Here is a 23,160-nt window from a genome sequence, read left to right on the forward strand (position 1 = left end):
ATCATCGTGGAATCATGACCGCCGCATCCACCCCCGACACCGCATCGATCCCCCTCACGACTCCGGATCCGCTCCGACCCGCTCCCGCGCACGAGCATGCCTGGAGGACGCGGTCCCGGCACAGGACGTCCGACGGCACGCTGCTGTACGTCCGCTGCGTGACCTGCGGCGCGCAACGCGTGGATCTGCATGCCGCAGACTCTGCGGCTCCGACCGCGCTCAGCCGCACCCTCGGGGCCGGCGAGACCGACGGGCCGGCCGAGGGCGTCAGCCGGCCGTGAGCTCGACGAGCTTCCGCACCGTGCGGAGGTTGCGCGCGGTACCGGCGACACCCAGCGCGCGATCGAGCACCGGGCGCGTGAGCTTGCTGGAATGCACTCCCCCGGCGCCGAAATCGATCCACAGGTCGTTTCCGCGCAGGGCGATCCGTTCGCCGGGCTGCAGTCGCTCATTCAGCGTCTCGACCGCATCGGCCCGCGGCACTCCCTCGAGGAACATCGCGTGCAGCATCTTGTCGGCCGCAGCATCGGGGAACGGGTTCTCCTCGATCGCACGGACCAACTCGTGGTGCGTGCGCAGGATCACGGGCGTGTTCACGCCGAACGCGTCGTGAATCAGGGTCCGCACCTCCGCGCACACCGCCGGCGGATCCGCCGGGGCGTCGCAGATGACGTTGCCGCTGGCGATGTAGGTGATCACCGCGCCGAACCCCCCGCGGTCGTTCATGAGCGCACGCAACTCCGCCATCGGCACCTTGTTCGCGCCGCTCACGTTCACGGCGCGCAGCAGCAGCGCGCAGCGTTCGACGGTCATTCGGCGGAGCCGTCGGTCGGCTGGTCGGAGACATCCGCGGAACCGGCGGGCGCCGTGCCCTCGGCCGGAGCATCCCGTCGGTCGGCGCTCGGCACGAGCTCGGCCCCGGCATGCGCGAGCTCGGCGAGCGCTGCGGCGCTCGATTCGGCGCCGACGCCCGCGACGAGGTCGGTCAGGATCCGCACGTGCACGCCGTGTGCGATCGCGTCGGACGCGGAGGCGCGCACGCAGTGGTCGGTCGCGATGCCGACGACGTCGGCGGTGAGCACGCTGTGCGCGGACAGGATCGCGGCGACCGTCTCGTCCGTCTCCGTCACACCCTCGAACATGGAGTAAGCGGGCTTGCCCTGCCCCTTACGCACGTGGTGGGTGACGGAGGCGGTGTCCAGCAGCGGGTCGTAGTCGGCGCCCGTGGTGCCGGCGACGCAGTGCACGGGCCAGCTGTCGACGTAGTCGGGCGCCTCGGAGAAGTGTCCGCCGTTGTCCCCCGTCGCGTCATGCCAGTCCCGCGAGGCGATGATGACGTCGTAGTCGGCCGCGTGCTCGTGCAGCAGCGCGGTGACGCCGCTGGCGACCGCGTCACCGCCGACCACGGCGAGGGCCCCCTCCTCGGTGAAGTCGTTCTGGACGTCGACGATCAGCAGTGCACGGGACATGCTCCGAGCGTACGCCGGAACGACGAAACCCCCTCCGAGGAGGGGGTTTCCCGTCGAGTCGAACGCCCGATGTGCGGCGCACCCTGCTTCCTCGCCATGGAGCTGACTCGCCTGTCTTGTGCACGACGGAAGCGTTCCTTACGCTCGAGACAGCTCCAAGATCCACGCCGCGGCCCGCATCCGTGCCGTGGTCCGCCGTGTCTTTCGGTTCTGTCCGCGCCTGGGAAGGGCGACGATGATCCCTCGTCTCAACCATCCGTCCGATCTCGAGGATCTTCGGCGCCGGCTTCGCGCGACCCGCTGGCCCGAGCCGTGGCCGGAGGTCGGATGGGAGGCGGGGACTCGACTCGACGACCTGCAGCGTCTCGTCGCCCACTGGGCCGATGGTTTCGATGCGGACGCACAGCAGCACCGGATCGAGGCGCTCCCCTGGCGTTCGGCCGACCTCGATGGCACGCCTGTCGGCTACCTGCGCTTCGACCCTGTCACGCCGGGCTCCGCTCTGCCGATCGTCCTGACCAATGGCTGGCCGAGCAGCGCGCTCGAGCTCGTGGATCTGGCCGAGCGCCTCTCGAACCCCTCCCGTTTCGCGGGCGACCCGTCCGATGCCCGCACCGTCATCGTGCCGGCCCTACCCGGCTTCCCGTTCTCGCCTCAGCGACCGACCCTCACTGGACAGACGCACGAGCTGTGGCACCGGCTGATGACCGCCGAGCTCGGATTCCCGCGGTACATCGCACACGGCGGTGATCTCGGCGCCGGGATCACCTCCCGTCTGGCGCAGGCGCACCCCGAACACCTCGCGGGCATCCATCTTCTTGCCGTGGCGGCACCGCGTGAGGTCGACTCCGAGAGCCTCACCGATGACGAGCGCGACCATCTCGAGCGCGTGCAGAGATGGATCTCGACGGAGGGCGCCTACCAGCACCAGCACCAGACCCGCCCGCTCACGCTCGCCCCGGCGCTCTCCGACTCGCCGGCCGGGCTGCTCTCCTGGATCCTGGAGAAGCACCGCGCATGGAGCGACTGCGGAGGAGTCCTCTCGACCCGATTCTCAGATGACTATCTCCTCACCCTCGCGTCGCTGTACTGGTCCACGAACTCGATCGCGACCTCGCTCCGGCCGTACTACGAGTTCGCCGCAGGACTCACGACTCGGGTCGACCGCGTTTCGGTGCCCACCGCGGTCGCGCTCTTCCCGTTCGACCTCGCCCGCCCTCCGCGCAGCTGGGCGGAGCGCACCTATGACGTCGTGCGGTACACCGTCATGCCCCGTGGCGGGCATTTCGCGCCGCATGAAGAGCCGGCGCTCCTCGCCGCGGACATCACAGAGTTCGCTCGGTCCCTGCCCCGGGTCGGCTGACCGCACACCGCAGCAGGAGAGGACGATGTCAGCACCGGTGCGACCAGGCCGAACGACGAAACCCCCTCCGAGGAGGGGGTTTCCGGTCGAGCCGCCCAAGGGAATCGAACCCTTGACCTTTTCATTACGAGTGAAATGCTCTGCCGACTGAGCTAGGGCGGCGCACACCCTGGTGGATGCGCATGCGGGCGAACCGCACGATCAACGATCTTACCCTGTCCGCGGGCGTGCTGCGAACCACGCGCACCCCGGGCGCGGCCCGGTCACGGCGACCACCGTCTCCGTGCGGATCCGGCCGTGACGGCAGGATCTCGCTACTCGCAGCGGATCCCCGCCTTGTCCGGCACGGTGCCGTCCACGAAGTAGGCGTCCACGGCATCGTCCACGCACGAGTTGCCCTTGTTGTAGCCGGTGTGCCCCTCGCCGACGCGGGTGATGAGGATGCCGCCCTCGAGCTGCTTCGCGAGCGACTCGGCCCAGGTGTACGGGGTGGCGGGGTCATTGGTCGTGCCGATGACGAGGATGGGACCGGACCCCGCGGCGGCGATCTCGCCGCGCTTGCCCGTGGGAGGGTACGGCCACTGCTCGCACGGGTCGGGACCATCCCAGTACGGGGCGATGGTCGGAGCCTCGGCCTTGATCTTGGCATCGGATGCCGCCTTGGCCGCCGCGTCGTCCTCCAGGGGGTAGTCCATGCAGTTGTACGCCCGGAACGCCTCGGTCGAGTTGTCGGAGTACTTGCCGTTCTCGCGGTTGTTGTAGAAGTCCGCGAGCTGGAAGGCCACGGAGGGGTCGCCCTTCAGCACTGCCGTGAGCGACTGCGTGAGATACGACCAGCTGTCCTGCGAGTACAGCGCCGCGACGATCGAGGTCATCAGGGAGTCCGCTCCCAGCATGCGGCCGTCGGTGTTCTTCTGCGGTGAGCGGTCGACGCTCGCGAGGAGAGCGCCGAGATCTTTCATGGCGTCGTCGACCGTGCCCTGGAAAGGGCATTTCTTGCCCTTGAGGCAATCAGCCATGTACGCGCGCAGGGCGGATTCGAATCCGATCGCCTGCGTCGTGCTGACATCGAGGTTGGAGACCGCCGGATCCAGGGCGCCGTCCAGCACCAGGTGGCCCACGCGCTCCGGGTACAGCTCGGCGTAGGTGGCGCCGAGGAACGTGCCGTAGGAGTAGCCGAGGTAGTTCAGCTTCTTGTCCCCCAGCACGGCCCGGAGCAGATCCATGTCACGCGCGGAGTTCACCGTGGTGATGTAGGGCAGGATCCCATCGCTGTTCTGCTCACAGGCGTCGGCGAAGTCCTTGTTGGCGTTCTTCTGCGCCGTGGTCCACTCGTCGCCGCCGCGCGCGCCGGGGCGGATCGAGTACAGGTAGTCGTCCATCTGCGACGCGTCGAAGCACTTCACCGCGGTGGAGGATCCGACGCCGCGAGGATCGAAGCCGATGACGTCGTAATTCTTGATGAGGGTCGGGCTGACCGCGTAGTCCAGGCTCGACTTGATCAGGTCGAGACCGCTCGCCCCGGGTCCGCCCGGGTTGGTCAGAAGAGATCCCTTCGAGGCGCCGGTCGCTCGATGACGCACCACGGCGAGGTCGAGAGTCCCCTTGCCGGGGTCCTCCCAGTCGAGCGGGGTCTTCACCGTGGTGCAGTCCATCCCAGCGCCGCACCCTGACCAGCTCAGCTTCTGCCCGTAGAACGGCTTGAGGTCTTCGGCGATGCCCGAGGTGTCGGGGGTCGCGGTCGGTCCGGCTGACGTGGGGTGGGCCGGGATCATCGCATACAGGCAACCGGACAGCGCGATCGCAGCGACGACGAGACCCGCCACCACCACTGAGGCGCGACGCAGGCGCGAGCGGGAACGGGTGTTCATGGTCTCCTCCCGCTCGTGACGGTCACGAGCAAGCTCTCAAGGGCGAGCACGGGAGCGACGTTGCGCTCCAGCGCTTCCCTGGTCTCGGCCAGATGATCCAGCACGATCAGGGTGCGCTCCGGCGCCCACGCGGCAGCGAGGGCGGCGAGTTCGGGCGCGAGTTCTTCGTTGATGAGCGCGTCACCGCGGCCGAACTGCAGCATCACCACATCCCGGAACAGCGACTGCAGGTCGGTGAGGACCCGATCGAGGCCGTCGCGCACGCTGCGCTTGGCGCGCTGCTTCTGCTCGTCCTCCAGGGCGTTGATCTGCGAGCGCACGGCGGGCGGCACGGCCTGACCCTCGGCGATGCCCACCGTGTGCAGCAGCACGCGGCGCTCGGCGTCGTCCCGCTCGGCGGTGAGGGCCTTCGCGTCGTCCGTCGCGGCCTGCACGATCTGCCCGGCGACCTCGACGGCGTCGTTGACCCCGCGCGCGCTCAGCACGGCGCGCAGAGTCTGCTCGCGGCGAGCGCGAGCGGCCTCGTCGGTCGCGAGCCGCTGCGCCATGCCGATGTGCCGCTGAGCGTGCCGGGCGGATTGCTCCGCCACGACCGGATCCGCCCCGGTGCGACGCACGATGAGCTCGGCGACCGCGGCCACATCGGGCTCGCGCAGCCGCAGCGAACGCACGCGGGAGCGGATCGTGGGCAGCAGATCCGCCTCGCTCGGCGCGCACAGGATCCAGACCGTCTGCTCGGGCGGCTCCTCGAGCGCCTTCAGCAGCACGTTCGAGGTGCGTTCGGTCATGCGATCGGCATCCTCGACGACGATCACGCGATACCGCCCGCTGGACGGGCCGAAGTACGACCGTTCGACGAGCGCGCGGGCCTCGGCGATCGAGATGATCACCTTCTCCGTGCGGAGCACCGTCACGTCGGGGTGGGTGCCGGCGAGCACCTGACGCATGGTCTGCTCATCGTCCGGCCCCGAGGCGATCAGCGAGGCGGCGAAGGCCGTGGCGAGCGTGGACCGGCCGGATCCGGGCGGACCGGTGATGAGCCATGCGTGCGACATCGCCGCAGGGTCTGTGACCGCGGCCTGCAGTGTCTCGACCGCGGCATCCTGCCCCCACACGTCCGTCCACGGAAAAGGAGCGAAGACGGTGGCCGACATGCGGTCAAGCCTAACCGCGGGGAGCGACATTGCGCGCCCTGTGCACAGGGCCCGCGGCTCAGTTCAGCAGCCTCGCCACACGCGCACGCACCGCTTCCGCGATCGCGTCCGGGTCCTGCGCGGCGTCGACGACGACGAAGCGCTCCGGTTCGGCCTCGGCAAGGGCGAGGAAGGACGCACGCACGCGCTGGTGGAACTCCTCCCGCTCGGCTTCGAGCCGGTCGAACGGCTTCTCCGCTGAATCCAGCCGGCGCCGTGCGGTGGCGGGATCGAGGTCGAGCAGCACGGTGAGGTCGGGCAGCGCGCCCTCGGCGCCCCACAAGGAGAGCCCGCGCACCTCGTCCGCGTCCAGCACGCGGCCGGCCCCCTGATACGCCACCGAGGAGTCCAGGTAGCGGTCCTGGATCACGACCTCCCCGCGCTCGAGCGCGGGGCGCACGACGGTGGCGACGTGGTGGGCGCGGTCGGCGGCGTACAGCAGCGCCTCGGCACGAGGGGCGATGTCACCACGGTGGTGCAGCACGATGTCGCGGATCAGCACGCCGACCTCGGAACCGCCGGGCTCGCGCGTGCGCAGCGTCTTCCAGCCCTGCTCGTGCAGCCAGCCCTCCAGGAGCCCCGCTTGCGTGGTCTTGCCGGAGCCGTCGCCGCCCTCGAGGGTGATCCAGAGGCCGCGGCCCCCGCTCACGCGCCGGCCTGCTTCTTCGCCGCGTTGGCGGCTCGGGTGGCGGCGGCCTTCTTCGCGGCGGCGGAGCGGGCGGCGGCCTTCTCGTCGTCGGTCTTGGCCGCCACCTTCCGTGCCGGAGCCTTCTTCGCTGCCGCCTTGCCGGGGGCCTTCTTCGCCGTGGTCGTCTTCTTCGCAGCGGCCGCCCGGGTTCCGCGCTTGGGCGCCGGCCCCTTCGCGCGCTTGTCGGCCAGCATCTGCACGGCGATCTCGAAGGTGATGTCCTGCACCTGCTGTCCGCGCGGGATCGTCACATTGGTCTCGCCGTCGGTGACGTATGCGCCGAAGCGGCCGTCGCGGATCCGGATCGGCTTGCCGCTCACGGGATCCGCCTCGAACTCGGCGAGCGCACTGGATGCGCGCCGGGCGCCGTACTTGGGCTGCGCGTAGATCGCCAGCGCCTGGTCCAGGCTGATGTCGAAGATCTGCTGCTCGCTCTCCAGCGAGCGCGAGTCGGCGCCCTTCTTCAGGTACGGCCCGAATCGGCCGTTCTGCGCGGTGATCTCCTCCTCCGTCGCCGGATCCACGCCCACCACGCGCGGCAGCTCGAGGAGCTTCAGCGCCGTGTCGAGGTCGATCGTGTCGACCGACATCGAGCGGAACAGCGAGGCGGTGCGCGGCTTGGGCGCCGCCTCCTTCTTCGCGCCCCGCTTGGGCTTCGGCGCTTCGACGACCTCGCCGGTCGCCTCATCGACCTGGTCATCGTCGGAGACCGGATCGTTCTCCTGGATGTACGGGCCGAATCGGCCGTCCTTGACGACGATCACCTTGCCGTTGTCAGGGTTCTCCCCCAGCACGCGGTCGCCCGCGACGGGAGCGTCGATGAGCTCCTGCGCCTTGGCCGCGGTCAGCTCGTCGGGAGCCAGATCCTCCGGCACGTTGACGATGCGCGGCTTCGCGTCGGGGTGCGCCGGGTCGGCGACCTCGAGGTACGGGCCGTACTTGCCGAACCGGAGCGTGGCCGTGTCGGTGATCCGCGTCGCGTTCAGCGCCCGCGCATCGATCTCACCCAGGTTGTCGACCACCTGGCGCAGGCCCACCTGGGTGTCGTTGCCGTAGTAGAAGGAGTGCAGCCACTCGATGCGCTTCTGCTCGCCGCGGGCGATCGCGTCGAGGTCGTCCTCGAGCGCGGCCGTGAAGTCGTAGTCGATGAGATCGGCGAAGTGCTGCTCGAGCAGCCGCACCACGCTGAACGCCATCCACGTCGGAACGAGCGCCTGACCGCGCTTGGTCGCGTAGCCGCGGTCGATCACGGTGCCGATGATGCTGGCGAACGTCGACGGGCGCCCGATGCCGTGCTCCTCGAGCGCCTTGACCAGCGACGCCTCCGTGTAGCGCGGCTTCGGGGTGGTGCGGTGCGGCTTCGCCTCGGCCTCCGCGACGCCGAGCACGTCCCCGACGGCGACCGCAGGGAGCGACTGGTTCTCCGCGGCATCGGCGGCGTGGCGCTTCTCGTCGCGTCCCTCCTCGTACGCCTCCAGGAATCCCTTGAAGGTGTACACCGTGCCGGACGCGGTGAACTCGGCCGTGCGCCCATCGGCATCGACGGCGATCGTCACCGTGGTGGTCTCGTACTTCGCGTCCGACATCTGGCTGGCGACCGTGCGCTTCCAGATCAGGTCGTAGAGACGCGACTCCTCGCGATCGAGCTGCGACGCCACCGAAGCGGGCGTGCGGAACTTCTCGCCCGACGGCCGGATCGCCTCATGCGCCTCCTGCGCGTTCTTGCTCTTGCCCTTGTACACGCGGGGCTTCAGCGGCACGGCCGCATCGCCGTAGAGCGCGACCGCCTGCGACCGGGCCGCCTGCACCGCCTGGGTGCTGAGAGCGACCGAGTCGGTGCGCATATAGGTGATGTAGCCCTTCTCGTAGAGACGCTGGGCGACACTCATCGCCTGCTTCGCGCTCATCGAGAGCTTGCGCCCCGCCTCCTGCTGCAGCGTGGAGGTCGTGAAGGGGGCGTACGGGCTGCGGGTGCCGGGCTTCGCCTCGACCTTGGTGACGGTGCCGGATCCGACGGCGTCGACGGCGGCGGCGAGCGCGGCGGCCGCCTTCTCATCGAGGATGACGACCGCCCTCTTCAGAGCGCCGTTGTCGTCGAAGTCCGTGCCGCGGGCGATCGCGCCGCCGTCCAGGCGGACCAGACGCACCGTGAAGGCCGAGCCCGACGCGGATGCCGTGGCGTCCACATCCCAGTACTCGGCCGAGACGAACGCCATGCGTTCACGCTCGCGGTCCACGATCATTCGGGTGGCAGCCGACTGCACGCGGCCCGCGGAGAGGCCCGACTTGACCTTGTACCAGAGCACCGGCGAGACGTCCCACCCGTACAGGCGGTCCAGGATCCGGCGGGTCTCCTGCGCGTCGACGAGCGCGAGGTCGAGCTCGCGGGTGTTGCCGACCGCGGCCTGGATCGCATCCTTGGTGATCTCGTGGAAGACCATCCGCTTGACCGGCACCTTGGGCTTCAGCGTCTCCAGGAGATGCCACGCGATGGCCTCGCCCTCGCGGTCCTCATCGGTGGCGAGCAGGAGCTCGTCGGCGGTCTTCAGCGCGCGCTTCAGCTCGGCGACGGTCTTGGTCTTGCGATCCGAGACCACGTAATAGGGGTCGAAGTCGTGGTCGACGTCGATCGAGTACTTGCCGTACGCCTGCTTGTCAGCGGCCGGGATGTCCTTCTTGTCGGCCAGGTCACGGATGTGACCCACCGAGCTGAGCACCTCGAAGCCCTCGCCGAGATAGCCCTGAATGGACCTCATCTTCGTCGGGGACTCGACGATGACAAGCTTCTTGCCTTGCGCCACGGGTGCGTCCTTTCGTCGAAGCACACCATACACACCGCACCGGAGTCGGGGACTCAGCACGATCATCCGTCGCCCGCAGGAAGTTCGGGTGGTCCTGCACGGGATCCGGCGACGGCCGGGAATCCAGCGTACGCCGCCGCGACGTGCACGATGACCACAGCGCCCTCGATGCGACAGTCCTGCAGAGCCGCCTGGTGCGCCTGCGCGACCCGGGCGGCGAGGGCGCAGGGGTCATCCGCCGCGGGGATCGCTCCCGAGAGCGTGTCGGCCGCGGCCAGTGCTGCGGCGTCGGCGGCCGCGGCCATCCGCTGCGATGTCGCACCGGCCCCGCCGATCATGGCAGCGCCGAGCCCGAGCACTGCCGTCACGGCGATCCCGCCGACCGCGAGTGCGGAGCCCGCCATCACCGGCCCCCATCCAGGGCACACCCGGTCGCATGGATCGGCACGGCGATTCCGCCGAGGATGCGCGTCTCGGCGGACGCAGTGACGCACACCAGGTCGTCGGATCTGCTCACCGCGATTCCCGCCGCCGGATCCGCTCGCGCCACGGCAGTCCCGGCTCCCCCCGCTTCGTCCCCTCGCCCGAGGATGCGCGCAGCGTCGGCCACCGCATCCTGCAGCGCCACCATGCGCATGCCCGCACCCAGCGCGCCGACGCCGAGCAGCAGCGTCAGCACGACGATCGGCAGGGCGACGGCGAGCTCCGCCGTCGCGGACCCGCGCTCCCGATCGCGGTGCGCAGCCCCGGCCGGGGCATGCCCGCGACCAGGACGGCGACCGAACGGGCTCCGCGGCGTCATGCCACCGTCAGCGCACGGCGCACGAGATCCGTCAGGATCCCGCGCACCTCATCGCTGCGCATGATCACCGCTATCAGTACGTTGCCGACAAAGTCCTGCGCCCAGGCGCGCGCACCCGCCTCGCCGTGATCGGATCCGCAAGCATCCCCTCCACGGACACCGCCGCCCGCTCGAGCAGCACCGCGTACCGCACCGGTGTCATCGCCAGCTCGTGCCGGATCCGCATCTCCTTATTGCTCGACCAGCCAGGGTGGGCGGCCTCGAACGCGAGGAGTTCGCTCGGTCTCACGGGATCCACAGTTCCTCGTCGTCGTGGTCGATGTCCGCATCCATCCATGCCGTGCGATCGACAACGACAGATCCGAAGCTGCACGCGATCGCGCCTGCTGGGATCGGATACGGGCCGTCGCACGGCGGGTGGTATTCGATCATGTCCTCTGCAGTGACCGGGAACTCGGTGACCAGGGGGCGTCCGTCCTTGCGCATGAGGGTGATGCTCGCACCAGGCACGGACATAGGGTGACAGCATGCAGAGCGGGATCCAGGACGACGGGCTCGGCGCCGAGGTCTGCCCGATCTGCGGCGTGGTGCTGCGTGACGAGGGCGGCGCCCTGGCCTGCCCCGAGCATGGCGTGATCGTTCCTCGACCGACCGGGGTCGTGATGCCGGCCGAGTTCGACGGGCCCGACTTCCACGATGTCAGCGGCGCGGCGTAGCCTCCCGGCATGCCCTCCCACCCGCTCGCGCCGGACACCATTCTCAGCATCCAGATCGGATGCGTGATGACTCGAAATCAGTACGCCCAGGATCCCGCGCCCGTGATCGCTGAGCTGTACGCGACCGCCGGCGACCGGATCGACCTACTCGCCCAGGAGGTCGGCGAGTTCATCGGCTTCTACGACGACCAGTACCGGGCCACGCTCGTCAACGCGCTGCGCACGCTCCCCCTCGACATGGACGACGCGATCAAGCTCGGCCAACACCGCCGCGGCCTCAGATCCCACAGCACCTCCGGATTCCAGGCCCCCGCCGGTGTCCGCGACCTAACGTAGCGTCGCCCCGTGGGAACGAGCCAGCGCGAAGCCTCGGCGGCAGCTGACCACTTCCTGCTGAAGGTCGCCCGCGAGAACCCGCTGCAGACCCTCACACCCAAGGAGCTGCAACTAGACAGCACCCCCGTCACGATCTACCCGCAGCCGATCCGGGCGAAAGCGTGGGTGCGGTTCGCGGCCATCCCCTACGAGACAGACTGCTGGATCCATCGGACCACGGCGACCGCCGCGGGGATCTCGTTCACGATCCGCGACAAGACGTTCCGATGCTGGGTGTGGGGCAACGCCGTCACCGTCTCCGAGGCCCCCGCCGAGGCTCTCTCGCCGGGTGTCGGCCGCTCGGCGTAGGGTGGCGGCCATGTGCGGACGATTCGCGATGGACGCCAAGACCGACGAGCTCATTCAGGAGTTCGTCGCGAATGGCGGGGATCCTCAGGAGTGGTGGAAGGAATGGCACGGCTCGTACTCGATCGCTCCCACCGACTCGGCGCCAATCGTTCGGGATCGCGGTGACGGCCGGTTCCTCGAGCTCGTGCGGTGGGACTGGGAGAAGCCGAAGAACATGCGCCCCGGCGCCCCGCTCATCAACGCCCGGGTCGAGAAGCTCGCGGCCGGGTTCTGGGCGCCGGCGTTCACCGCGGCGCGCTGCGTCGTACCCATGCGGGGCTACTTTGAGTGGACGGGCGAGAAGGGTGCGAAGGTCCCGCACTACCTCCACGGCGACGGCCTGCTCGCCGCAGCCGGCCTCACCTGGTCGATGGACGTGCGCGGCGAGCAGACCCGCTGCTTCGTCGTCGTCACCCGTGAAGCGCGCGACGCCGGCGGGGAGGTCCACGACCGGATGCCCGCGTTCCTCACCCCCGACGCGATGGACGCCTGGCTCGAACCGGTGAAGCTCGACCGACCCGGCCGCGAGAACATGCTCGCCCTCCTCGACGGATCCTCCACCGCGATCGCCTCCACGATTGAGCAGTACGTCGTCGACCGGAAGGTGAACAACGTGCGCACCGTCGACCGTGATGACTCGACTGTGATCCAACGCGCCGGTTAGTGCTCAGAACCCACCCGGAAACACCGGTGCAGGCTGTTGGACCCGCTGCTTCATCCATGCACGACCAAGGTGGTTCTCGATGATCTTGGCCACTCCCGACATCGTGAAGGTGTGCATGTACGCGTGGTGGACAGACAGCACTGCATCTTGCAGCTGATCGTCAGCCTCCAGGTCATCGATGACGATGTCGTGAAGCCTCGCCTGATCGCGATGAATCCCGCGTCCGTGTGCAATGTGGATCTGATCGTTTGCGAAGAACTCGGCTGCGGTGCGGGCCGCATCCGGGTTCCCATTGAGCATGTGATCCTGCAGATACCGTTCCACGAGCGTTCGCGCCAGCTTCGTCGAGTCGTCGCAGATCTCGAGAAGGCCCGGGAAGTACTGCTGCAGTGTTGGCACCCATCCGCTCAGCCGAGTCGCGTCCTCGGCACATTCGCGCTGCGCACGTTCGAACGTGCGGGTGATTGCGCCTGTCGGGATCATTCCGAACGACATCTGCAGCTGCGGATCGATCGGTCCGAGTTGCGACTGCTTTCCCATCACGATGCGATCCCCAGCCAGTGCCCACATGGTGGCCGCCGACATCGCGGCAACTGGCACGATCACGCGGACATCCTTGAACTTAGCTCGCATGTACTGGACAAGACTGTCAGCCGCGGTGGGATCGCCGCCAGGGCTGTGGATTAGCAGGTCCAGACCGCCGTCTTCGCCCAGGTCCTTGAAGACCTCCATCAACCCGTGGATGTCCGGCAGCGAGATCGACACGTCGCCACCTGCACCCATCCAGTCCGTGTAGTACGTGACGACGTTGCGCTTGGTCAAGGCGTGAAGCTGAACGAGGTACTTTCGCCGCATCCCATCCAGGTCAATGAGCCCAGTATTGGGATCTGACCATTGCTGGTTCAGTTCAGTTAGCAGATCACCCCAGGTTGGCATGGGGGGAGGCTACAGGGATCGGTTCGCACCTGTCGAGAACACGATCCGGCTCGACGGCCGCTGAGCCTGCATCGGCGCCATGGCGTGCTGCGACTTTTCGTACAGACGCATGACGTCCGCAACGCCTGGCTGCATGCGGGCGTGCGCGAGCATCTCATCCCGATCAATGGTCGTCGCCATAGCCCGATTGTTGCACATCTACGTCAGGCTCGGAGCAGCAAAATGCGAGGGCCAGGGTTGGCCTGACGAAGCGCCACGGCCGCCTAGGCTGTCCTGGTGCTCATTGGAATGATCCGCCCGCGCGAGACGCGCACCATCACCGTCCAGGGCGAAGAGCTCGACGAGATCCAAGACCTGATCCGCGCCCAGTCTCCGGCCGGGTGGGAGACGACCTCCGCACCCGTGACGATGGCGAAGAAGGACACCACGATGACCGCGGAGGGCACGATCGCCCGACGCGACGGCGTGACCGAGATTGAGGCCGATGATATGGCGGCGCTGCAGGCGAAGATCCCGGATGACTACCAGCTGCTGTCGGTGAGGAGGGTCTAGTGGATCACCTCATCGATGAGATCCGGCGCGCTCTGGAAGCGAAGCTGTACGTCGTCGGGTTGCAGTCGACGCTGGCGCTCGTAGACATCTGTGCTGCGTTGTCTACCGAGAGCGGAGAGACGTCGGCGAAGACGTTTCGCGCGTGGTATGACGAGCACATCCTGCCAGCTTTCCCGCGGCTGACCGCTGCGGACGCGTACAAGATCCGATGTGGGATTCTGCACCAAGGCCGCGTGAAGATGAGCACTTTCGAGGCCATCGTGTTCACGTTTCCGACCTCCGATGACTGGACCTTTCACAACAACGTGATGGGCAAGACGCTGAACTTCGACATCCAGCACTTCTGCACCGAGATCCTCGACCTCGTCTCCGCGTGGTGGGAGCTCAACCGGAATCACCAGCCGGTCTCTGAGAACGCCACCCATATTCTCCAGCTCCGCCCCAACGGGCTGACCCCATACACGTCTGGCCGTCCAGTTCTCGCCTGAACCAAGGAAACGCCCCGCCTCTCCGAAGAGAAGCGGGGCGTTCTGTTGTCGCCGATTGCGCGCGACGGCGGCCTGGGCAGGAATGCTCAGTCGCCGGGGTTCAGGTGCGCTCCGTCGGTCGACGTGGCCGGGTCGTAGGTGTCAGCACCGTCGAGCATCGCGCGGTACTGGCGGCGAGTGAGGCCGATCTCGGACCCGTCGAAGTCGGTATGGATGACGGCGCCAGCCGGCGCGGATCCAGCTCCGAACTTCTTCAGGAACTCGTCGACCGCGGGGATCGCCATGACGCGGGAGATCGCTGCGCTGATCGCCGCGAGCGTAGCGATGGCGCCAGCGATCCACACGACCGTGTCGTCCGGGAGGACGTCGGCGATTGCGTCGAGGATCTGCGGCGCCACCGCCACGATGATGCCGAGCAGTGTGATCGCGGCGAGCACGACCTGCAGTGCGGTGCGGATCCATCGCTGATTCGGGAACCAGATGCGGTTCATGGTGTGCCTTTCTGTTCGATGTGTCGGACCCGGGATGCGAGGTCGCTGATGCGGCCGTTCGCGTCGTCGCGGTCGTCGCGGTTCTCCTTGCGGAGCCCGCCTATGTCGAGGCGGACCGCGGCGAACTCGGCCTTCATCTCGGCCTGGAACACCGCGAACGCCTCGAGCACGGTGTCGTGCTTCTCGTCGAGGTCGTCTCTGAGGTTCAGCGGTGTGCCGTCCGGCTTCGTGTGGTCGTTCTGCACGTTCTCCTTCACGTCACCGATATCGGAGAGCGGGCCGGAGAGCTTCCCGATGAGCGCGGATCCCAAGCCGCTGACGAGCGCGAAGAACCCGACCAGGACAGCACCCGGGTTCTCGACGAGCGGGGACCCGTCGCCGTCATTCATCGCGCCGGCGACGATTACGCCGACGCACACGATCAGGACGCCCAGCGCTGCTGCGGCTACCCACCACCAGCCCCGCCCCCGCCGGACCGGGCGGCCGGGGCTGGTGTGGGTCATGCGCTCCACCCGAGCGTCCGGACTGCGACGTAGACCAGGACACCCGCGACGAGGATCGCGCCGAGGCTGATCCAGGCCGCGTCACCCGGGGTCATGGGACGCCGCCGGCGCTGTCCGTGCTGGATGTTCGACGGGCGCGAGCGCGCCCACTCCTGCTCGTTCACTTCGCCTCCTTGAAGAACGCGCGCAGCCACTCGAACAGGCGCTGCCAGAACGTGGCAGCGTCGGGCGTGAGGCCGGAGCCCGGATCCGGCTTCGGATCCACGGGCGCGGCGATCTGCTGCGCCCGCTTCACGATTCGGTCGAGGTCCATCGACGGGCCCGGGCAGGAGGTGGCGTTCACGCCGGCCTCGTTGTGGCCGATGATGTGCTGGCGGTCGAGCTTGATGTCGACCGGGACGCCGCCGATGTTGGTCTGCTTCGACAGCCACGCGGCGATCTGAGCGATCGCCTCGTGCGACGCATCCGAGATCCCCCAGGAGGGTGCACCGGACGTGTTCGTCGTCTCGATCGCAACGCTGTACTCGTTCGCGGAGCCCGTCGACGCCGGCTTCAGTCGCGGGTCGATCATCTCGTTCACCGTGCCGTCGCGCTCCACCTCCCACGTCGGGCAGGACTCGCGCTCGTTCCACGTCTTGAAGTACTCGACCTGAGACGTCGTCGCGGTCTCGTGGTGCACGATCAGCCGGTTGATGGCCATGGACGGCTTCCGCGTCTCGGGCACCCAGCGCGGATCCTCCCACCGGTAGCCGAGCGGCACCGCCCATCCCGTCTTGGCGCCGTGGTAGACCGGCGTCCGGGTGACGGCGCCGGGAGCGGCGGGGCGCGCCGGCGGCGTGGTCCCGGGCTTGACCTCGGTGAGCCCGTCGACGGTGCGCGGAGAGAGGCCGCCGAGCCAGAACCACGCGCCGGAGTAGGCGCCGCGCAGCCATCGGTCCTCGCCGTTGACGGCCTGACCGCGGGTCCACCCGTCGAAGTCGCCGACGTCGTTCGGTGCGAGGAAGGTCGTCTGTGCCGCGATCGTGTTCGGCGCCTGGCGACCCTTCACACCGTCGGCGTCCGCCTGGCGCTGGTTGGCGCGCAGCGCGGGCTTGGGCGCGTCGAGCAACGGGAGCCCTTCCACGCCCTGCGGGGCGAGTCCGCCCAGCCAGAAGAACAGGCCGGAGAACGCGCCCTTCGCCCACCGGTTCTCACCGGAGACACTCTCCCCAGTGACGTAGCCGGCGAACGTGCCGACCTCACCCTCGGCGAGGAAGCTCGCTTCGACCGCCTCAGCGGACGTCGACGGGGCGCGGCGCGCTCGAACACCGCTGGACCCCGCGCGGCGCTGATTCGCCTCGAGCGTCCCGCCACCGGACCAGCCGATGAAGTCGTAGTGCACGGGGTCGTCGTCGCCGTACGTCCACCGGAAGCCGAACTCCTCCATCTTGGCGCGGTCGTCCGTGTAGTTGTAGATGTCCACGGCGGTGCCGCCGTCGCGGACATGGGGCGAGCCCGCTGCGGGGCGGTACGGCATGTAGATCGTGCGGTCGCCGGCGTCGTAGCGGTCGATGAGCTCCTGCTGCTCCCACTCGTACCGGCCGGCGCTGTTGATGACGATGACGCCGTATTTGTCCTCGAGCGCGTTGATCGCCGCGGCGGCGTCGTCCCGGAGCCACATGCCCGGGTGGTTCTTGAGATTGGCCATGAGGGTGTCCTTTCGGGGACGACGAACGGCGCCGTTGCGATTGCGTGGCGCCGATCAGGATTGGGAAGTCGGGTATGCCGGTAGGGGGCAGAGGGGGTAGAAACGATGCGAGTGATTGGGGGGCGACGTGTACTCAGAGCCGTCGTTGATGTCGGTGCAGGTGAAATCGGCTCGGATGCCCGTGGAGGGGCCGCTACGAACAATCGATGACGGCAGCGGCTTCATCGTGTGGAGCGGCGATGCTCCGTACCTCGTAACCAATTGGCATGTAGTCACCGGGCGGAACCGCTTCACGGGTGAACCGCTCACGAGCGGGGCCCCGATCCCAGATCGGCTCCTCCTGTCGCGCTTCGGAATCGACACTGTTACTCGCGCTTGGGTCCGGATCGATGAGACGCTGATGCTCTATGCCGACGGCGAACCCATCTGGCTGACACACCCCGTCCATGGAAATCGGGTCGATGTCGTCGCTATCCGGTTCCCACTAATAGCGACGACCAACGATGGTGCCCTGCACCCGGTCTTCTATCCCGTCACGGAGCCCGACTCCCCGGGAGCGATCGCGCCCACATCGATGGTGACTGTGATCGGGTACCCCTATGGACACTCGAGCGGCGATGGGTTCCCGATCTGGGCGACAGGCTCGATCGCGAGTGAACCTGACGCGGACTACGACGGTCTTCCGTGCTTCCTCATCGATGCACGCACCGTCCCGGGGCAATCCGGGTCGCCCGTGATCACCTTCTGGACCGGTCCGAAGACGTACGCGAATGGATCCATGATGTGGAACGGTGCGGAGTCGTGGGAGTTGCACGGCATCTATTCCGGCCGCATCGATTCACGGATGGACATCGGCAGGATTTGGAAGCGCCGCGCGATCCGCGAGGTCATTGAAGGCAACACGCGGGACCGATTCGAGTACTACTGATCGCGGAGCCCTACGTCCGCGACAGGGAATGGGCCCGGCGCACCGAACGCGCGGCGCACCGACTCATGCTCGATGGCATCCGCATGCCGTTCCCACGAGATCGTGCCGTCCCTGTGGAGAAGTAGCCAAACCTTCTTTGCCGGCGAGGTGCCTGCCGTCGTCGACCGAGCCGAGACTAGCTCGACCCGGTCGACGACGTCTCCCGACCTCGCCTGTTTGGGGGCGTCGCCGAGCTCCCCCAAACCGCTCGCAAGGTCGCCGCTCACGAGCCTGCCTCCGCGGATGCTTCGACCTTGTCGGTGGCGATTTCGACGCGCTGCGCGGCGTTCTCCTCCTGGAGCACGCCGATCAGTTCGTCACGATCGCGGAGCGCACCCTGGAGGGCGCGGATCTGGGTGTTCATGTCGGCGAGCAGCAGCGCCAACGATTCGAGTTCCTGCATGATGTCTCCGTTTCAGGCTGCGGCGAGCGTCGTGACGGTACCGGCGGAGCCCTTGTACTTCAGGGCACCGGCCTGCATGAACAGGACACCGCCGGCGGCCGGGGTGGCGGGCTCGGCGGCGACGTTCTGGGCGTAGAAGCTGCGCGGGCCGATACCGGCCTGGTCTGCTTCCACGACCGAGGTGTCCGCGCCGAGCGCGATCGACCGTGTACCGGACACGAGCGCACGGGCGCCGATCGCGGTGATCGAATCGACCTGGGTCGCCGATCCTTGCCCGGCCTGGTGTCCGATCAGAGTCTGCCGGGACGCGGTCGTCGACGCGTTCCCGACCACCCCAGCGGGCGACTGGCCCGCGTCGGTTCCGATCGCCGTGTTCGTCGCCCCCGTGGTGAGGGACTGCATCGCACCACGGCCGATGCCGATGTTCCCGGCACCGGTCGCCGCGAGCAGCGCGTACGTGCCGATCGCCGTGGACCCCGCATTGACGGTCATCGCGGCGAGCGAGAACGCTCCGAAAGCGGTGTTCTGGTTGCCGGTCGTGTTCTTCGCGAGCGCTCCGGACCCGGCTGCCGCGTTGTTCGCGCCCGTCGTGTTCAGGGTGAGCGCGGATGCACCGATCGCGGTGTTGTCCGCGCCGGTCGTCTGCGCGGCGAGCGCGTCCTTACCGACCGCGGTCGCGTTCCCGCCGGTCGTGTTCGCGGTCAGGGCTCGGGAGCCGATCGCGGTGTTACCGGTGGCGGTGTTCTCCGCGAGGGCGTTCGAGCCGATGGCCGTGTTCTGGTTACCCGCGGCGAGCTTCGCGAGTGCACGGTATCCGAGTCCCACGTTCTGGACGCCCGTGGTGAGCTCGCCGAGAGCGAGGTAGCCGGTGGCGGTGTTGTGCGTGCCGGTGGTGCGCTTGACGAGCGCGCCCTCGCCGATGCCGAGGCTGAACACCTCCGGGCGGACCATCGGCGCGATCTGCCGGCGCAGCTGCTCCGGCGTGACCGCCGGGTAGGCGATCGGGTTCGCGAGCTGCGCGCGGAACGCGTCGGCCTGCGCTTTCGCCTGGTCCTGGTTGTTCACCAGCGGGACCGGGCCGCTGAACACGGGGATCGCGCCGATACCGCGGATCATGTCGACGAGGATCCGCAGGTTCTCCGTCTGCTGATCCAGCGACACCGTCGGGGCATCGTTCACGCCGGGTTCGTTGATGAGCACGTAGGAGGCGTTCGTGGGGACGTCGGTCGCGAACCGGGCGATCATCATCGCCGACGTGTTCCCCGGCACACCCGCGTTCACCGCCGTAACCCCGGGCAGACGCTCGGCGAGCGCGGACGCGAACCGGGTGAAGAACCGGCCCACCCAGGAGTCACCGAGCACCACGACGGGACGGCCGGCGGGGACATTGCGGATCGCGAACGCGCCCGTGGCGTCCTTCGCGTTCGCGAGCCAGTACCCGTACGAGACACCACCGATCGTCGCGACCGGGTGGATCGGGTCCTCCCACCAGGGGCCGATCGCGGCGCCGGACGCGAGTGCCCCAGCGACCGCGGGGGTTACCGTCGCGTCTGCGCCGGCGACCGACACGACACGGAACTGCTGCTCCGCGGTCGTGCCCTGGTCGGTGACGAGCGTCATCCCGGGCAGGATCCCCGTGCCGGACGCGAGCGACAGGACCGTCGCGCCGGTCGCGGCCGGCGCCGCCAGGGTCGTCCCGACGATCGCCTGCCCCGGCACCCACACCATCGCGGGCGTCTTGAAGTAGTTCACGTACGCGTCCAAGTAGCGCGGTGCAGTGCTCCGCGCGGGCCCCTGGGACGTGATCACGGCCGCGTCGACCGCAGCACCGGTCGCGCTGGCCTTGTTCGCCACGTTCGCCGCGACCGCCTCATCAGTCGGAACCGCGTTCACACCGGGAGCGCCGTCCGGGATCGAGAACCGGGCCCCCCGGTTGTTCGCCGGGCCGATCATCACGACCGACGGTGCCGTGCCGAACGGGACCCGCACCGCCTCCGCGAAAGCGAGCGACCCCGTAGGCCCGGCCGGGCCCGCACCGCCCGGGTCGCCCTTGTCGCCACGGAACGAACCGAGACGAGTCACACCAACGGGAAGCACCATCTCAGATCTCCTTCATGCTCACGAAACGATGCCCCAGTCGTTCGGCACCGTCATGTCCACGTACAGGCCCTTCGGCATCGGGGCCGTGGGCCAGGGCGGGCCCAACCACACTGCGAGCAGAGACCCGCCGGCCATGCCGCCGATGTTTCCGCCGCCGGCGACCGCGGTGAACTGCCACAGATCCAGGCCCGCGAACACGACCCCGTCGATCGACGACTCGAACCGGCCGACCTCGATCACGTAATCGACACCTGCACGCCCCGTCACCGCGTCCGTGAGCTCCCCCGACGGGACCAGCGTCATGGAGAACGCCCCCGACGGGGACACGACCACAGACACCGGGACCGCGGAGACCAGCCCGTCCGGGCCGAACGCCTCCCGCACCGGCCGCACACGCATCGCGAGCCCGGTCAGCGGCAGAGCCCCCAGCCCGAGATCAGTCAGCGTCCCCGTCACGATCACCGTCGACATCACGGCCTCCTTCCGACCCACCCGGGTCGCTATGCTCAGGGCCATGCGCATGCACGCCACTGCTGCCGCCGTCGCGGCCGTTCTCCTGCTCGCCCTCACCGGGTGCACCGGAACCCCGCAGACAGCGTCCAGCAGTCTTCCCGTGATGAGCGACGGGGCAACACAGTTCCCGAGCAAGACACCTGAGCCCCTGAAGGTGACCGAGACACCAACCACCAACTCGCCAGCAGAGGCCACGTACCTAGAGCGCGTCCGCAAGGGGCTCGCGGGTACGCAGTTGGCTGAAGCTTCAGACGCGCAACTTCTCGATGCGGCCAAGAAGGCCTGCGACCAACTCGCACAGGGAACTCCGTACAAGGAGATCTCGGTCGTTGACGGCGACACTCAAGGCAAGGGGGGCTGGTACCAGTACAGCGCGCCGATCGTTGTCTTCGGCGGGATGAACCTCTGCCCCGACGTGTATCCGGCCGACGCCATCCATCCCTAGACGACCTCGAACAGCTTCCCGCTGCCGTCCGTCCAGATGCAGCCCGCCGGAGCGTTGTTCGCCAGGGAACTCGGCGTGGTATCGAGACCGAACATCGAGATGCCGCTGCCCGACAGGATGATCGAGACAGACCCGTACTGGATAATCGCGGCGTTCGTGCCGGCGTAGACGCCGTTGATGCCAGCGACCATGCGCACGCCGCCGTGCGCGATGTCTGCCTCGACCTTGCCGCCGGTCCCGAACGTCATCGCACCGTTCTCGAGCGTCGCGGGCGATGACCCACCGGTGATGCGGATCCGGCCGGGGCTGTTCACGTCGACGTTGCCGGTCACGGTGACGTTGCCCTGCACCTCACCGTTGCCGATGAGCTTCCAGGTGCCGACCACATTGAAGGGGCCGTTGACGGTCGTGTTCCCGTTGATCGTGAGCGTGCCGTCGAACACGGTCGGGCCTGTGACGTGCTGGGACCCGGACAGGATCAGATCCCCGGACCAGTCGAACGTGCCGGTGCCCTTCAGGGTGCCGGTGACGACCAGCCACCCGGAGACCTTCGCGGACCCCTCGACGATGAGGCCCTCGTTCGACGCGACACGCAGCGCGCCGCGGGTGATCGACGTGTACCCGACCGGAGATTGCGTCTCGAGCGCGCGAAGGCGTCGGAGGATGTCTGGGAGCATGTCGTCGTTCGGGTTGTCCCGTCTCATGCGACCTCCAACGTCAGCTTCTCGGTCAGGTCTCCAGACATCCCGGTGACCGTGGTCGTCATCCACCCGTCAGGAAGGAAGTCGTCATCTTCAACCCATGCCCGCACCGTGGATCCGAGGACCATGGCGGGCAGCACCTCGGACGCTGTCGTGTCAGTGCTGATCGCGAGCGACGGGCTCCGGAACGCGCGCAGCTCCGAGAGAGCGCGCTGGTCGAGTTGCGGCTTGTCTGAGATCGTCTTGAATGACCTGGTCGCGTCGAGGTTCGGGATGTGGGGGCCTGGGACTCCGGTGAACGGGGACTGTCCGACGCGCATGTCGGCCTCGCTGCCGGAGCCGATCGAGAAGACACCGGTGAGCTGCATCGAAGCGTCCTCGACGACCCCGAACGAGGTGAGGCCGATCTCCTCGGCGGTGAGGTCGTATTCGAAGGTCGGCCCGGTCAGTGTGGGGGCACCGATCCGTGCCTCCCATTCGAGAGCGCCCGAGGCACCCCACCGTGGCCGCAGGTGCAGGTCGGGTCCGCCGTCGGCGCCCTCGATCTGCTGCAGCAGCTGCTCCACCGTCTCGAAGTTGTACATCTGCCACGACCGAGACTCAGATCCGCCCTCTTCCGCGGGAAGCACTACAGGCAGGTTCCAGTCGTTCGCCCCGCCACGGTACGTACCCAATTCGAGGATCTTCCGCATGATCCCGCGCAGCGACAACCCCGCCATGGCGCGCACTCCGTTCGGGTCGTACTCGGGGACTGTGAACGGCATCCGGATCGCGAGCACCTGGCGCAGCTCGACGCTCTTCAACACCAGGGTGCCGGAAGGCTGGTCGTACTCGCGACGTCCGAACAAGCCCGCATAGATCGGGGTGTCGTCCCAGCAGGTGACGAGCGTGCGCGCCCACGGGGTGGAGATGTCGCGCCACGTCGCCCGGTCCAGCTTCGTATCCTCGTCGCGCAGCTTGAATGTGTGCGACCCGTCACCGACGGCGGTGATCGACGTCTTCCACGTCCCCTCGTCCGGGAACACGGTCTGCAGCCGCGTGCCGGTGAAGGTGTCACAGATCACGTGCGACCACACGACGCCTC

General features: G+C 68.3%; 31 protein-coding genes, 1 tRNA gene and 1 pseudogene. 10 read left to right on the forward strand and 23 right to left on the reverse strand.

Going from position 1 to position 23,160, the window contains the following annotated elements; all coding sequences use genetic code 11:
- Positions 1-14: 14 nt before the first annotated feature.
- A complete protein-coding gene (locus tag ACTJI8_RS12620) occupies positions 15-281 on the forward strand; it encodes a hypothetical protein (protein WP_440733785.1) in 267 nt (88 codons plus the stop codon).
- Here the strand turns inward: ACTJI8_RS12620 and ACTJI8_RS12625 are convergent.
- Both ACTJI8_RS12625 and ACTJI8_RS12630 read right to left on the reverse strand, forming a co-directional pair.
- Complete coding sequence (locus tag ACTJI8_RS12625) at positions 268-813, reverse strand: DUF1697 domain-containing protein (protein ID WP_440733786.1); 546 nt, start codon at positions 811-813, stop codon at positions 268-270. The two genes, ACTJI8_RS12620 and ACTJI8_RS12625, sit on opposite strands and share 14 nt — an antisense overlap.
- The gene (locus ACTJI8_RS12630) at positions 810-1,469 is read right to left on the reverse strand and encodes an isochorismatase family protein (RefSeq protein ID WP_440733787.1); all 660 of its coding nucleotides are present in this window, start codon (positions 1,467-1,469) and stop codon (positions 810-812) included. The genes ACTJI8_RS12625 and ACTJI8_RS12630 overlap by 4 nt, the downstream gene beginning before the upstream one ends.
- A 235-nt stretch (positions 1,470-1,704) precedes the next feature.
- Here ACTJI8_RS12630 and ACTJI8_RS12635 point away from each other — a divergent pair, with 235 nt between their 5' ends.
- The gene (locus ACTJI8_RS12635; protein WP_440733788.1) at positions 1,705-2,832 is read left to right on the forward strand and encodes an epoxide hydrolase family protein; all 1,128 of its coding nucleotides are present in this window, start codon (positions 1,705-1,707) and stop codon (positions 2,830-2,832) included.
- 89 nt (positions 2,833-2,921) lie between these two features.
- Here ACTJI8_RS12635 and ACTJI8_RS12640 read toward each other — a convergent pair.
- From ACTJI8_RS12640 to ACTJI8_RS12685, 10 genes and pseudogenes are all read right to left on the reverse strand, one after another.
- Positions 2,922-2,994: transfer RNA gene (locus ACTJI8_RS12640), tRNA-Thr, on the reverse strand.
- 152 nt (positions 2,995-3,146) lie between these two features.
- Positions 3,147-4,703 carry an alpha/beta hydrolase gene (locus ACTJI8_RS12645; protein WP_440733789.1) on the reverse strand — a complete coding sequence of 519 codons (1,557 nt, stop codon included), beginning with the start codon at positions 4,701-4,703 and terminating at the stop codon, positions 3,147-3,149.
- The gene (locus ACTJI8_RS12650) at positions 4,700-5,857 is read right to left on the reverse strand and encodes a DNA polymerase III subunit delta' (protein ID WP_440733790.1); all 1,158 of its coding nucleotides are present in this window, start codon (positions 5,855-5,857) and stop codon (positions 4,700-4,702) included. The genes ACTJI8_RS12645 and ACTJI8_RS12650 overlap by 4 nt, the downstream gene beginning before the upstream one ends.
- Before the next feature lie 58 nt (positions 5,858-5,915).
- On the reverse strand, positions 5,916-6,545 hold the full coding sequence (gene tmk, locus ACTJI8_RS12655; RefSeq protein ID WP_440733791.1) for a dTMP kinase: 630 nt from the start codon (positions 6,543-6,545) through the stop codon (positions 5,916-5,918).
- Complete coding sequence (gene topA, locus ACTJI8_RS12660) at positions 6,542-9,385, reverse strand: type I DNA topoisomerase (RefSeq protein WP_440733792.1); 2,844 nt, start codon at positions 9,383-9,385, stop codon at positions 6,542-6,544. The genes tmk and topA overlap by 4 nt, the downstream gene beginning before the upstream one ends.
- 62 nt (positions 9,386-9,447) lie before the next feature.
- Positions 9,448-9,789 (reverse strand): helicase, encoded by a 342-nt coding sequence (locus ACTJI8_RS12665; protein ID WP_440733793.1) that lies wholly within the window; start codon positions 9,787-9,789, stop codon positions 9,448-9,450.
- Entirely contained in the window at positions 9,789-10,187 is a 399-nt protein-coding gene (locus tag ACTJI8_RS12670; protein WP_440733794.1) for a TadE family type IV pilus minor pilin, read from the reverse strand. The genes ACTJI8_RS12665 and ACTJI8_RS12670 overlap by 1 nt, the downstream gene beginning before the upstream one ends.
- Positions 10,184-10,264 (reverse strand): annotated as a pseudogene (locus ACTJI8_RS12675) (DUF4244 domain-containing protein); the annotation flags it as partial. The pseudogene ACTJI8_RS12675 and the gene ACTJI8_RS12670, both read right to left, overlap by 4 nt.
- The gene (locus ACTJI8_RS12680; protein ID WP_440733795.1) at positions 10,261-10,524 is read right to left on the reverse strand and encodes a DUF3263 domain-containing protein; all 264 of its coding nucleotides are present in this window, start codon (positions 10,522-10,524) and stop codon (positions 10,261-10,263) included. The gene ACTJI8_RS12680 and the pseudogene ACTJI8_RS12675, both read right to left, overlap by 4 nt.
- Positions 10,473-10,697, reverse strand: coding sequence for a hypothetical protein (locus tag ACTJI8_RS12685; protein WP_440733796.1), 225 nt, complete (start codon positions 10,695-10,697; stop codon positions 10,473-10,475). The genes ACTJI8_RS12680 and ACTJI8_RS12685 overlap by 52 nt, the downstream gene beginning before the upstream one ends.
- Positions 10,698-10,714: 17 nt before the next feature.
- Between ACTJI8_RS12685 and ACTJI8_RS12690 the strand changes: the two genes are divergently transcribed.
- The 4 genes from ACTJI8_RS12690 to ACTJI8_RS12705 are packed head-to-tail and all read left to right on the forward strand — an operon-like array spanning position 10,715 to position 12,290.
- Positions 10,715-10,903: a hypothetical protein gene (locus tag ACTJI8_RS12690; RefSeq protein ID WP_440733797.1), complete on the forward strand. Its 189-nt coding sequence runs from the start codon at positions 10,715-10,717 to the stop codon at positions 10,901-10,903.
- Between the two features lie 9 nt (positions 10,904-10,912).
- Positions 10,913-11,239 (forward strand): hypothetical protein, encoded by a 327-nt coding sequence (locus ACTJI8_RS12695; RefSeq protein WP_440733798.1) that lies wholly within the window; start codon positions 10,913-10,915, stop codon positions 11,237-11,239.
- 9 nt (positions 11,240-11,248) lie between these two features.
- Positions 11,249-11,587 carry a hypothetical protein gene (locus ACTJI8_RS12700; RefSeq protein WP_440733799.1) on the forward strand — a complete coding sequence of 113 codons (339 nt, stop codon included), beginning with the start codon at positions 11,249-11,251 and terminating at the stop codon, positions 11,585-11,587.
- 10 nt (positions 11,588-11,597) lie between these two features.
- On the forward strand, positions 11,598-12,290 hold the full coding sequence (locus ACTJI8_RS12705) for an SOS response-associated peptidase (RefSeq protein ID WP_440733800.1): 693 nt from the start codon (positions 11,598-11,600) through the stop codon (positions 12,288-12,290).
- Between the two features lie 3 nt (positions 12,291-12,293).
- Here the strand turns inward: ACTJI8_RS12705 and ACTJI8_RS12710 are convergent, their stop codons facing one another.
- Positions 12,294-13,226: an SDH family Clp fold serine proteinase gene (locus ACTJI8_RS12710; protein WP_440733801.1), complete on the reverse strand. Its 933-nt coding sequence runs from the start codon at positions 13,224-13,226 to the stop codon at positions 12,294-12,296.
- Positions 13,227-13,235: 9 nt separating this feature from the next.
- Positions 13,236-13,406, reverse strand: coding sequence for a hypothetical protein (locus tag ACTJI8_RS12715; protein ID WP_440733802.1), 171 nt, complete (start codon positions 13,404-13,406; stop codon positions 13,236-13,238).
- Positions 13,407-13,502: 96 nt separating this feature from the next.
- Here ACTJI8_RS12715 and ACTJI8_RS12720 point away from each other — a divergent pair, with 96 nt between their 5' ends.
- Both ACTJI8_RS12720 and ACTJI8_RS12725 read left to right on the forward strand, forming a co-directional pair.
- Positions 13,503-13,778, forward strand: a complete 276-nt coding sequence (locus tag ACTJI8_RS12720) for a hypothetical protein (protein WP_440733803.1) — start codon at positions 13,503-13,505, stop codon at positions 13,776-13,778.
- Positions 13,778-14,266 carry a hypothetical protein gene (locus ACTJI8_RS12725; protein ID WP_440733804.1) on the forward strand — a complete coding sequence of 163 codons (489 nt, stop codon included), beginning with the start codon at positions 13,778-13,780 and terminating at the stop codon, positions 14,264-14,266. The genes ACTJI8_RS12720 and ACTJI8_RS12725 overlap by 1 nt, the downstream gene beginning before the upstream one ends.
- An 86-nt stretch (positions 14,267-14,352) precedes the next feature.
- Here ACTJI8_RS12725 and ACTJI8_RS12730 read toward each other — a convergent pair whose 3' ends face one another.
- From ACTJI8_RS12730 to ACTJI8_RS12745, 4 genes are read right to left on the reverse strand one after another with little or no spacing between them, the layout of a single operon-like run.
- Positions 14,353-14,757 carry a hypothetical protein gene (locus tag ACTJI8_RS12730; RefSeq protein ID WP_440733805.1) on the reverse strand — a complete coding sequence of 135 codons (405 nt, stop codon included), beginning with the start codon at positions 14,755-14,757 and terminating at the stop codon, positions 14,353-14,355.
- Entirely contained in the window at positions 14,754-15,260 is a 507-nt protein-coding gene (locus ACTJI8_RS12735; RefSeq protein ID WP_440733806.1) for a hypothetical protein, read from the reverse strand. The genes ACTJI8_RS12730 and ACTJI8_RS12735 overlap by 4 nt, the downstream gene beginning before the upstream one ends.
- Positions 15,257-15,424: a hypothetical protein gene (locus tag ACTJI8_RS12740; protein WP_440733807.1), complete on the reverse strand. Its 168-nt coding sequence runs from the start codon at positions 15,422-15,424 to the stop codon at positions 15,257-15,259. Before ACTJI8_RS12740 ends, ACTJI8_RS12735 begins: the two co-directional genes overlap by 4 nt.
- Positions 15,421-16,947, reverse strand: a complete 1,527-nt coding sequence (locus tag ACTJI8_RS12745; protein WP_440733808.1) for a peptidoglycan recognition protein family protein — start codon at positions 16,945-16,947, stop codon at positions 15,421-15,423. The genes ACTJI8_RS12740 and ACTJI8_RS12745 overlap by 4 nt, the downstream gene beginning before the upstream one ends.
- Positions 16,948-17,095: 148 nt before the next feature.
- Between ACTJI8_RS12745 and ACTJI8_RS12750 the strand changes: the two genes are divergently transcribed.
- Complete coding sequence (locus tag ACTJI8_RS12750) at positions 17,096-17,875, forward strand: S1 family peptidase (protein ID WP_440733809.1); 780 nt, start codon at positions 17,096-17,098, stop codon at positions 17,873-17,875.
- Positions 17,876-18,137: 262 nt separating this feature from the next.
- On the opposite strand, the gene ACTJI8_RS12755 is transcribed toward ACTJI8_RS12750, so the two are convergent.
- The 3 genes from ACTJI8_RS12755 to ACTJI8_RS12765 are packed head-to-tail and all read right to left on the reverse strand — an operon-like array spanning position 18,138 to position 20,888.
- Complete coding sequence (locus ACTJI8_RS12755) at positions 18,138-18,317, reverse strand: hypothetical protein (protein WP_440733810.1); 180 nt, start codon at positions 18,315-18,317, stop codon at positions 18,138-18,140.
- Positions 18,318-18,329: 12 nt separating this feature from the next.
- The gene (locus ACTJI8_RS12760; protein ID WP_440733811.1) at positions 18,330-20,417 is read right to left on the reverse strand and encodes a GDSL-type esterase/lipase family protein; all 2,088 of its coding nucleotides are present in this window, start codon (positions 20,415-20,417) and stop codon (positions 18,330-18,332) included.
- A gap of 18 nt (positions 20,418-20,435) precedes the next feature.
- Positions 20,436-20,888 carry a hypothetical protein gene (locus ACTJI8_RS12765; RefSeq protein ID WP_440733812.1) on the reverse strand — a complete coding sequence of 151 codons (453 nt, stop codon included), beginning with the start codon at positions 20,886-20,888 and terminating at the stop codon, positions 20,436-20,438.
- Between the two features lie 43 nt (positions 20,889-20,931).
- On the opposite strand from ACTJI8_RS12765, the gene ACTJI8_RS12770 reads away from it, so the two are divergent.
- Positions 20,932-21,375, forward strand: a complete 444-nt coding sequence (locus ACTJI8_RS12770; protein ID WP_440733813.1) for a DUF732 domain-containing protein — start codon at positions 20,932-20,934, stop codon at positions 21,373-21,375.
- Here ACTJI8_RS12770 and ACTJI8_RS12775 read toward each other — a convergent pair.
- Positions 21,372-22,079, reverse strand: coding sequence for a hypothetical protein (locus ACTJI8_RS12775; RefSeq protein WP_440733814.1), 708 nt, complete (start codon positions 22,077-22,079; stop codon positions 21,372-21,374). The two genes, ACTJI8_RS12770 and ACTJI8_RS12775, sit on opposite strands and share 4 nt — an antisense overlap.
- Entirely contained in the window at positions 22,076-23,152 is a 1,077-nt protein-coding gene (locus ACTJI8_RS12780; protein ID WP_440733815.1) for a hypothetical protein, read from the reverse strand. The genes ACTJI8_RS12775 and ACTJI8_RS12780 overlap by 4 nt, the downstream gene beginning before the upstream one ends.
- Positions 23,153-23,160 lie beyond the last annotated feature (8 nt).

This window comes from Microbacterium sp. 22303 (genome assembly GCF_052045265.1).
Classification (GTDB): Bacteria; Actinomycetota; Actinomycetes; order Actinomycetales; family Microbacteriaceae; genus Microbacterium.

Excerpts from the sequence above, each read along its gene's own strand:
- ACTJI8_RS12635 (WP_440733788.1), top strand. The coding sequence starts at position 1,705 with ATGATCCCTCGTCTCAACCATCCGTCCGATCTCGAGGATCTTCGGCGC.
- ACTJI8_RS12760 (WP_440733811.1), bottom strand. The coding sequence starts at position 20,417 with ATGGTGCTTCCCGTTGGTGTGACTCGTCTCGGTTCGTTCCGTGGCGAC.
- ACTJI8_RS12620 (WP_440733785.1), top strand. The coding sequence starts at position 15 with ATGACCGCCGCATCCACCCCCGACACCGCATCGATCCCCCTCACGACT.
- ACTJI8_RS12755 (WP_440733810.1), bottom strand. The coding sequence starts at position 18,317 with ATGCAGGAACTCGAATCGTTGGCGCTGCTGCTCGCCGACATGAACACC.
- ACTJI8_RS12710 (WP_440733801.1), bottom strand. The coding sequence starts at position 13,226 with ATGCCAACCTGGGGTGATCTGCTAACTGAACTGAACCAGCAATGGTCA.
- ACTJI8_RS12630 (WP_440733787.1), bottom strand. The coding sequence starts at position 1,469 with ATGTCCCGTGCACTGCTGATCGTCGACGTCCAGAACGACTTCACCGAG.
- ACTJI8_RS12715 (WP_440733802.1), bottom strand. The coding sequence starts at position 13,406 with ATGGCGACGACCATTGATCGGGATGAGATGCTCGCGCACGCCCGCATG.
- ACTJI8_RS12665 (WP_440733793.1), bottom strand. The coding sequence starts at position 9,789 with ATGGCGGGCTCCGCACTCGCGGTCGGCGGGATCGCCGTGACGGCAGTG.
- ACTJI8_RS12625 (WP_440733786.1), bottom strand. The coding sequence starts at position 813 with ATGACCGTCGAACGCTGCGCGCTGCTGCTGCGCGCCGTGAACGTGAGC.
- ACTJI8_RS12745 (WP_440733808.1), bottom strand. The coding sequence starts at position 16,947 with ATGGCCAATCTCAAGAACCACCCGGGCATGTGGCTCCGGGACGACGCC.
- ACTJI8_RS12670 (WP_440733794.1), bottom strand. The coding sequence starts at position 10,187 with ATGACGCCGCGGAGCCCGTTCGGTCGCCGTCCTGGTCGCGGGCATGCC.
- ACTJI8_RS12730 (WP_440733805.1), bottom strand. The coding sequence starts at position 14,757 with ATGAACCGCATCTGGTTCCCGAATCAGCGATGGATCCGCACCGCACTG.
- ACTJI8_RS12695 (WP_440733798.1), top strand. The coding sequence starts at position 10,913 with ATGCCCTCCCACCCGCTCGCGCCGGACACCATTCTCAGCATCCAGATC.
- ACTJI8_RS12680 (WP_440733795.1), bottom strand. The coding sequence starts at position 10,524 with ATGGATGGATGCGGACATCGACCACGACGACGAGGAACTGTGGATCCC.
- ACTJI8_RS12750 (WP_440733809.1), top strand. The coding sequence starts at position 17,096 with ATGTCGGTGCAGGTGAAATCGGCTCGGATGCCCGTGGAGGGGCCGCTA.
- ACTJI8_RS12705 (WP_440733800.1), top strand. The coding sequence starts at position 11,598 with ATGTGCGGACGATTCGCGATGGACGCCAAGACCGACGAGCTCATTCAG.
- ACTJI8_RS12650 (WP_440733790.1), bottom strand. The coding sequence starts at position 5,857 with ATGTCGGCCACCGTCTTCGCTCCTTTTCCGTGGACGGACGTGTGGGGG.
- ACTJI8_RS12690 (WP_440733797.1), top strand. The coding sequence starts at position 10,715 with ATGCAGAGCGGGATCCAGGACGACGGGCTCGGCGCCGAGGTCTGCCCG.
- ACTJI8_RS12735 (WP_440733806.1), bottom strand. The coding sequence starts at position 15,260 with ATGACCCACACCAGCCCCGGCCGCCCGGTCCGGCGGGGGCGGGGCTGG.
- ACTJI8_RS12770 (WP_440733813.1), top strand. The coding sequence starts at position 20,932 with ATGCGCATGCACGCCACTGCTGCCGCCGTCGCGGCCGTTCTCCTGCTC.
- ACTJI8_RS12765 (WP_440733812.1), bottom strand. The coding sequence starts at position 20,888 with ATGTCGACGGTGATCGTGACGGGGACGCTGACTGATCTCGGGCTGGGG.
- ACTJI8_RS12775 (WP_440733814.1), bottom strand. The coding sequence starts at position 22,079 with ATGAGACGGGACAACCCGAACGACGACATGCTCCCAGACATCCTCCGA.
- ACTJI8_RS12645 (WP_440733789.1), bottom strand. The coding sequence starts at position 4,703 with ATGAACACCCGTTCCCGCTCGCGCCTGCGTCGCGCCTCAGTGGTGGTG.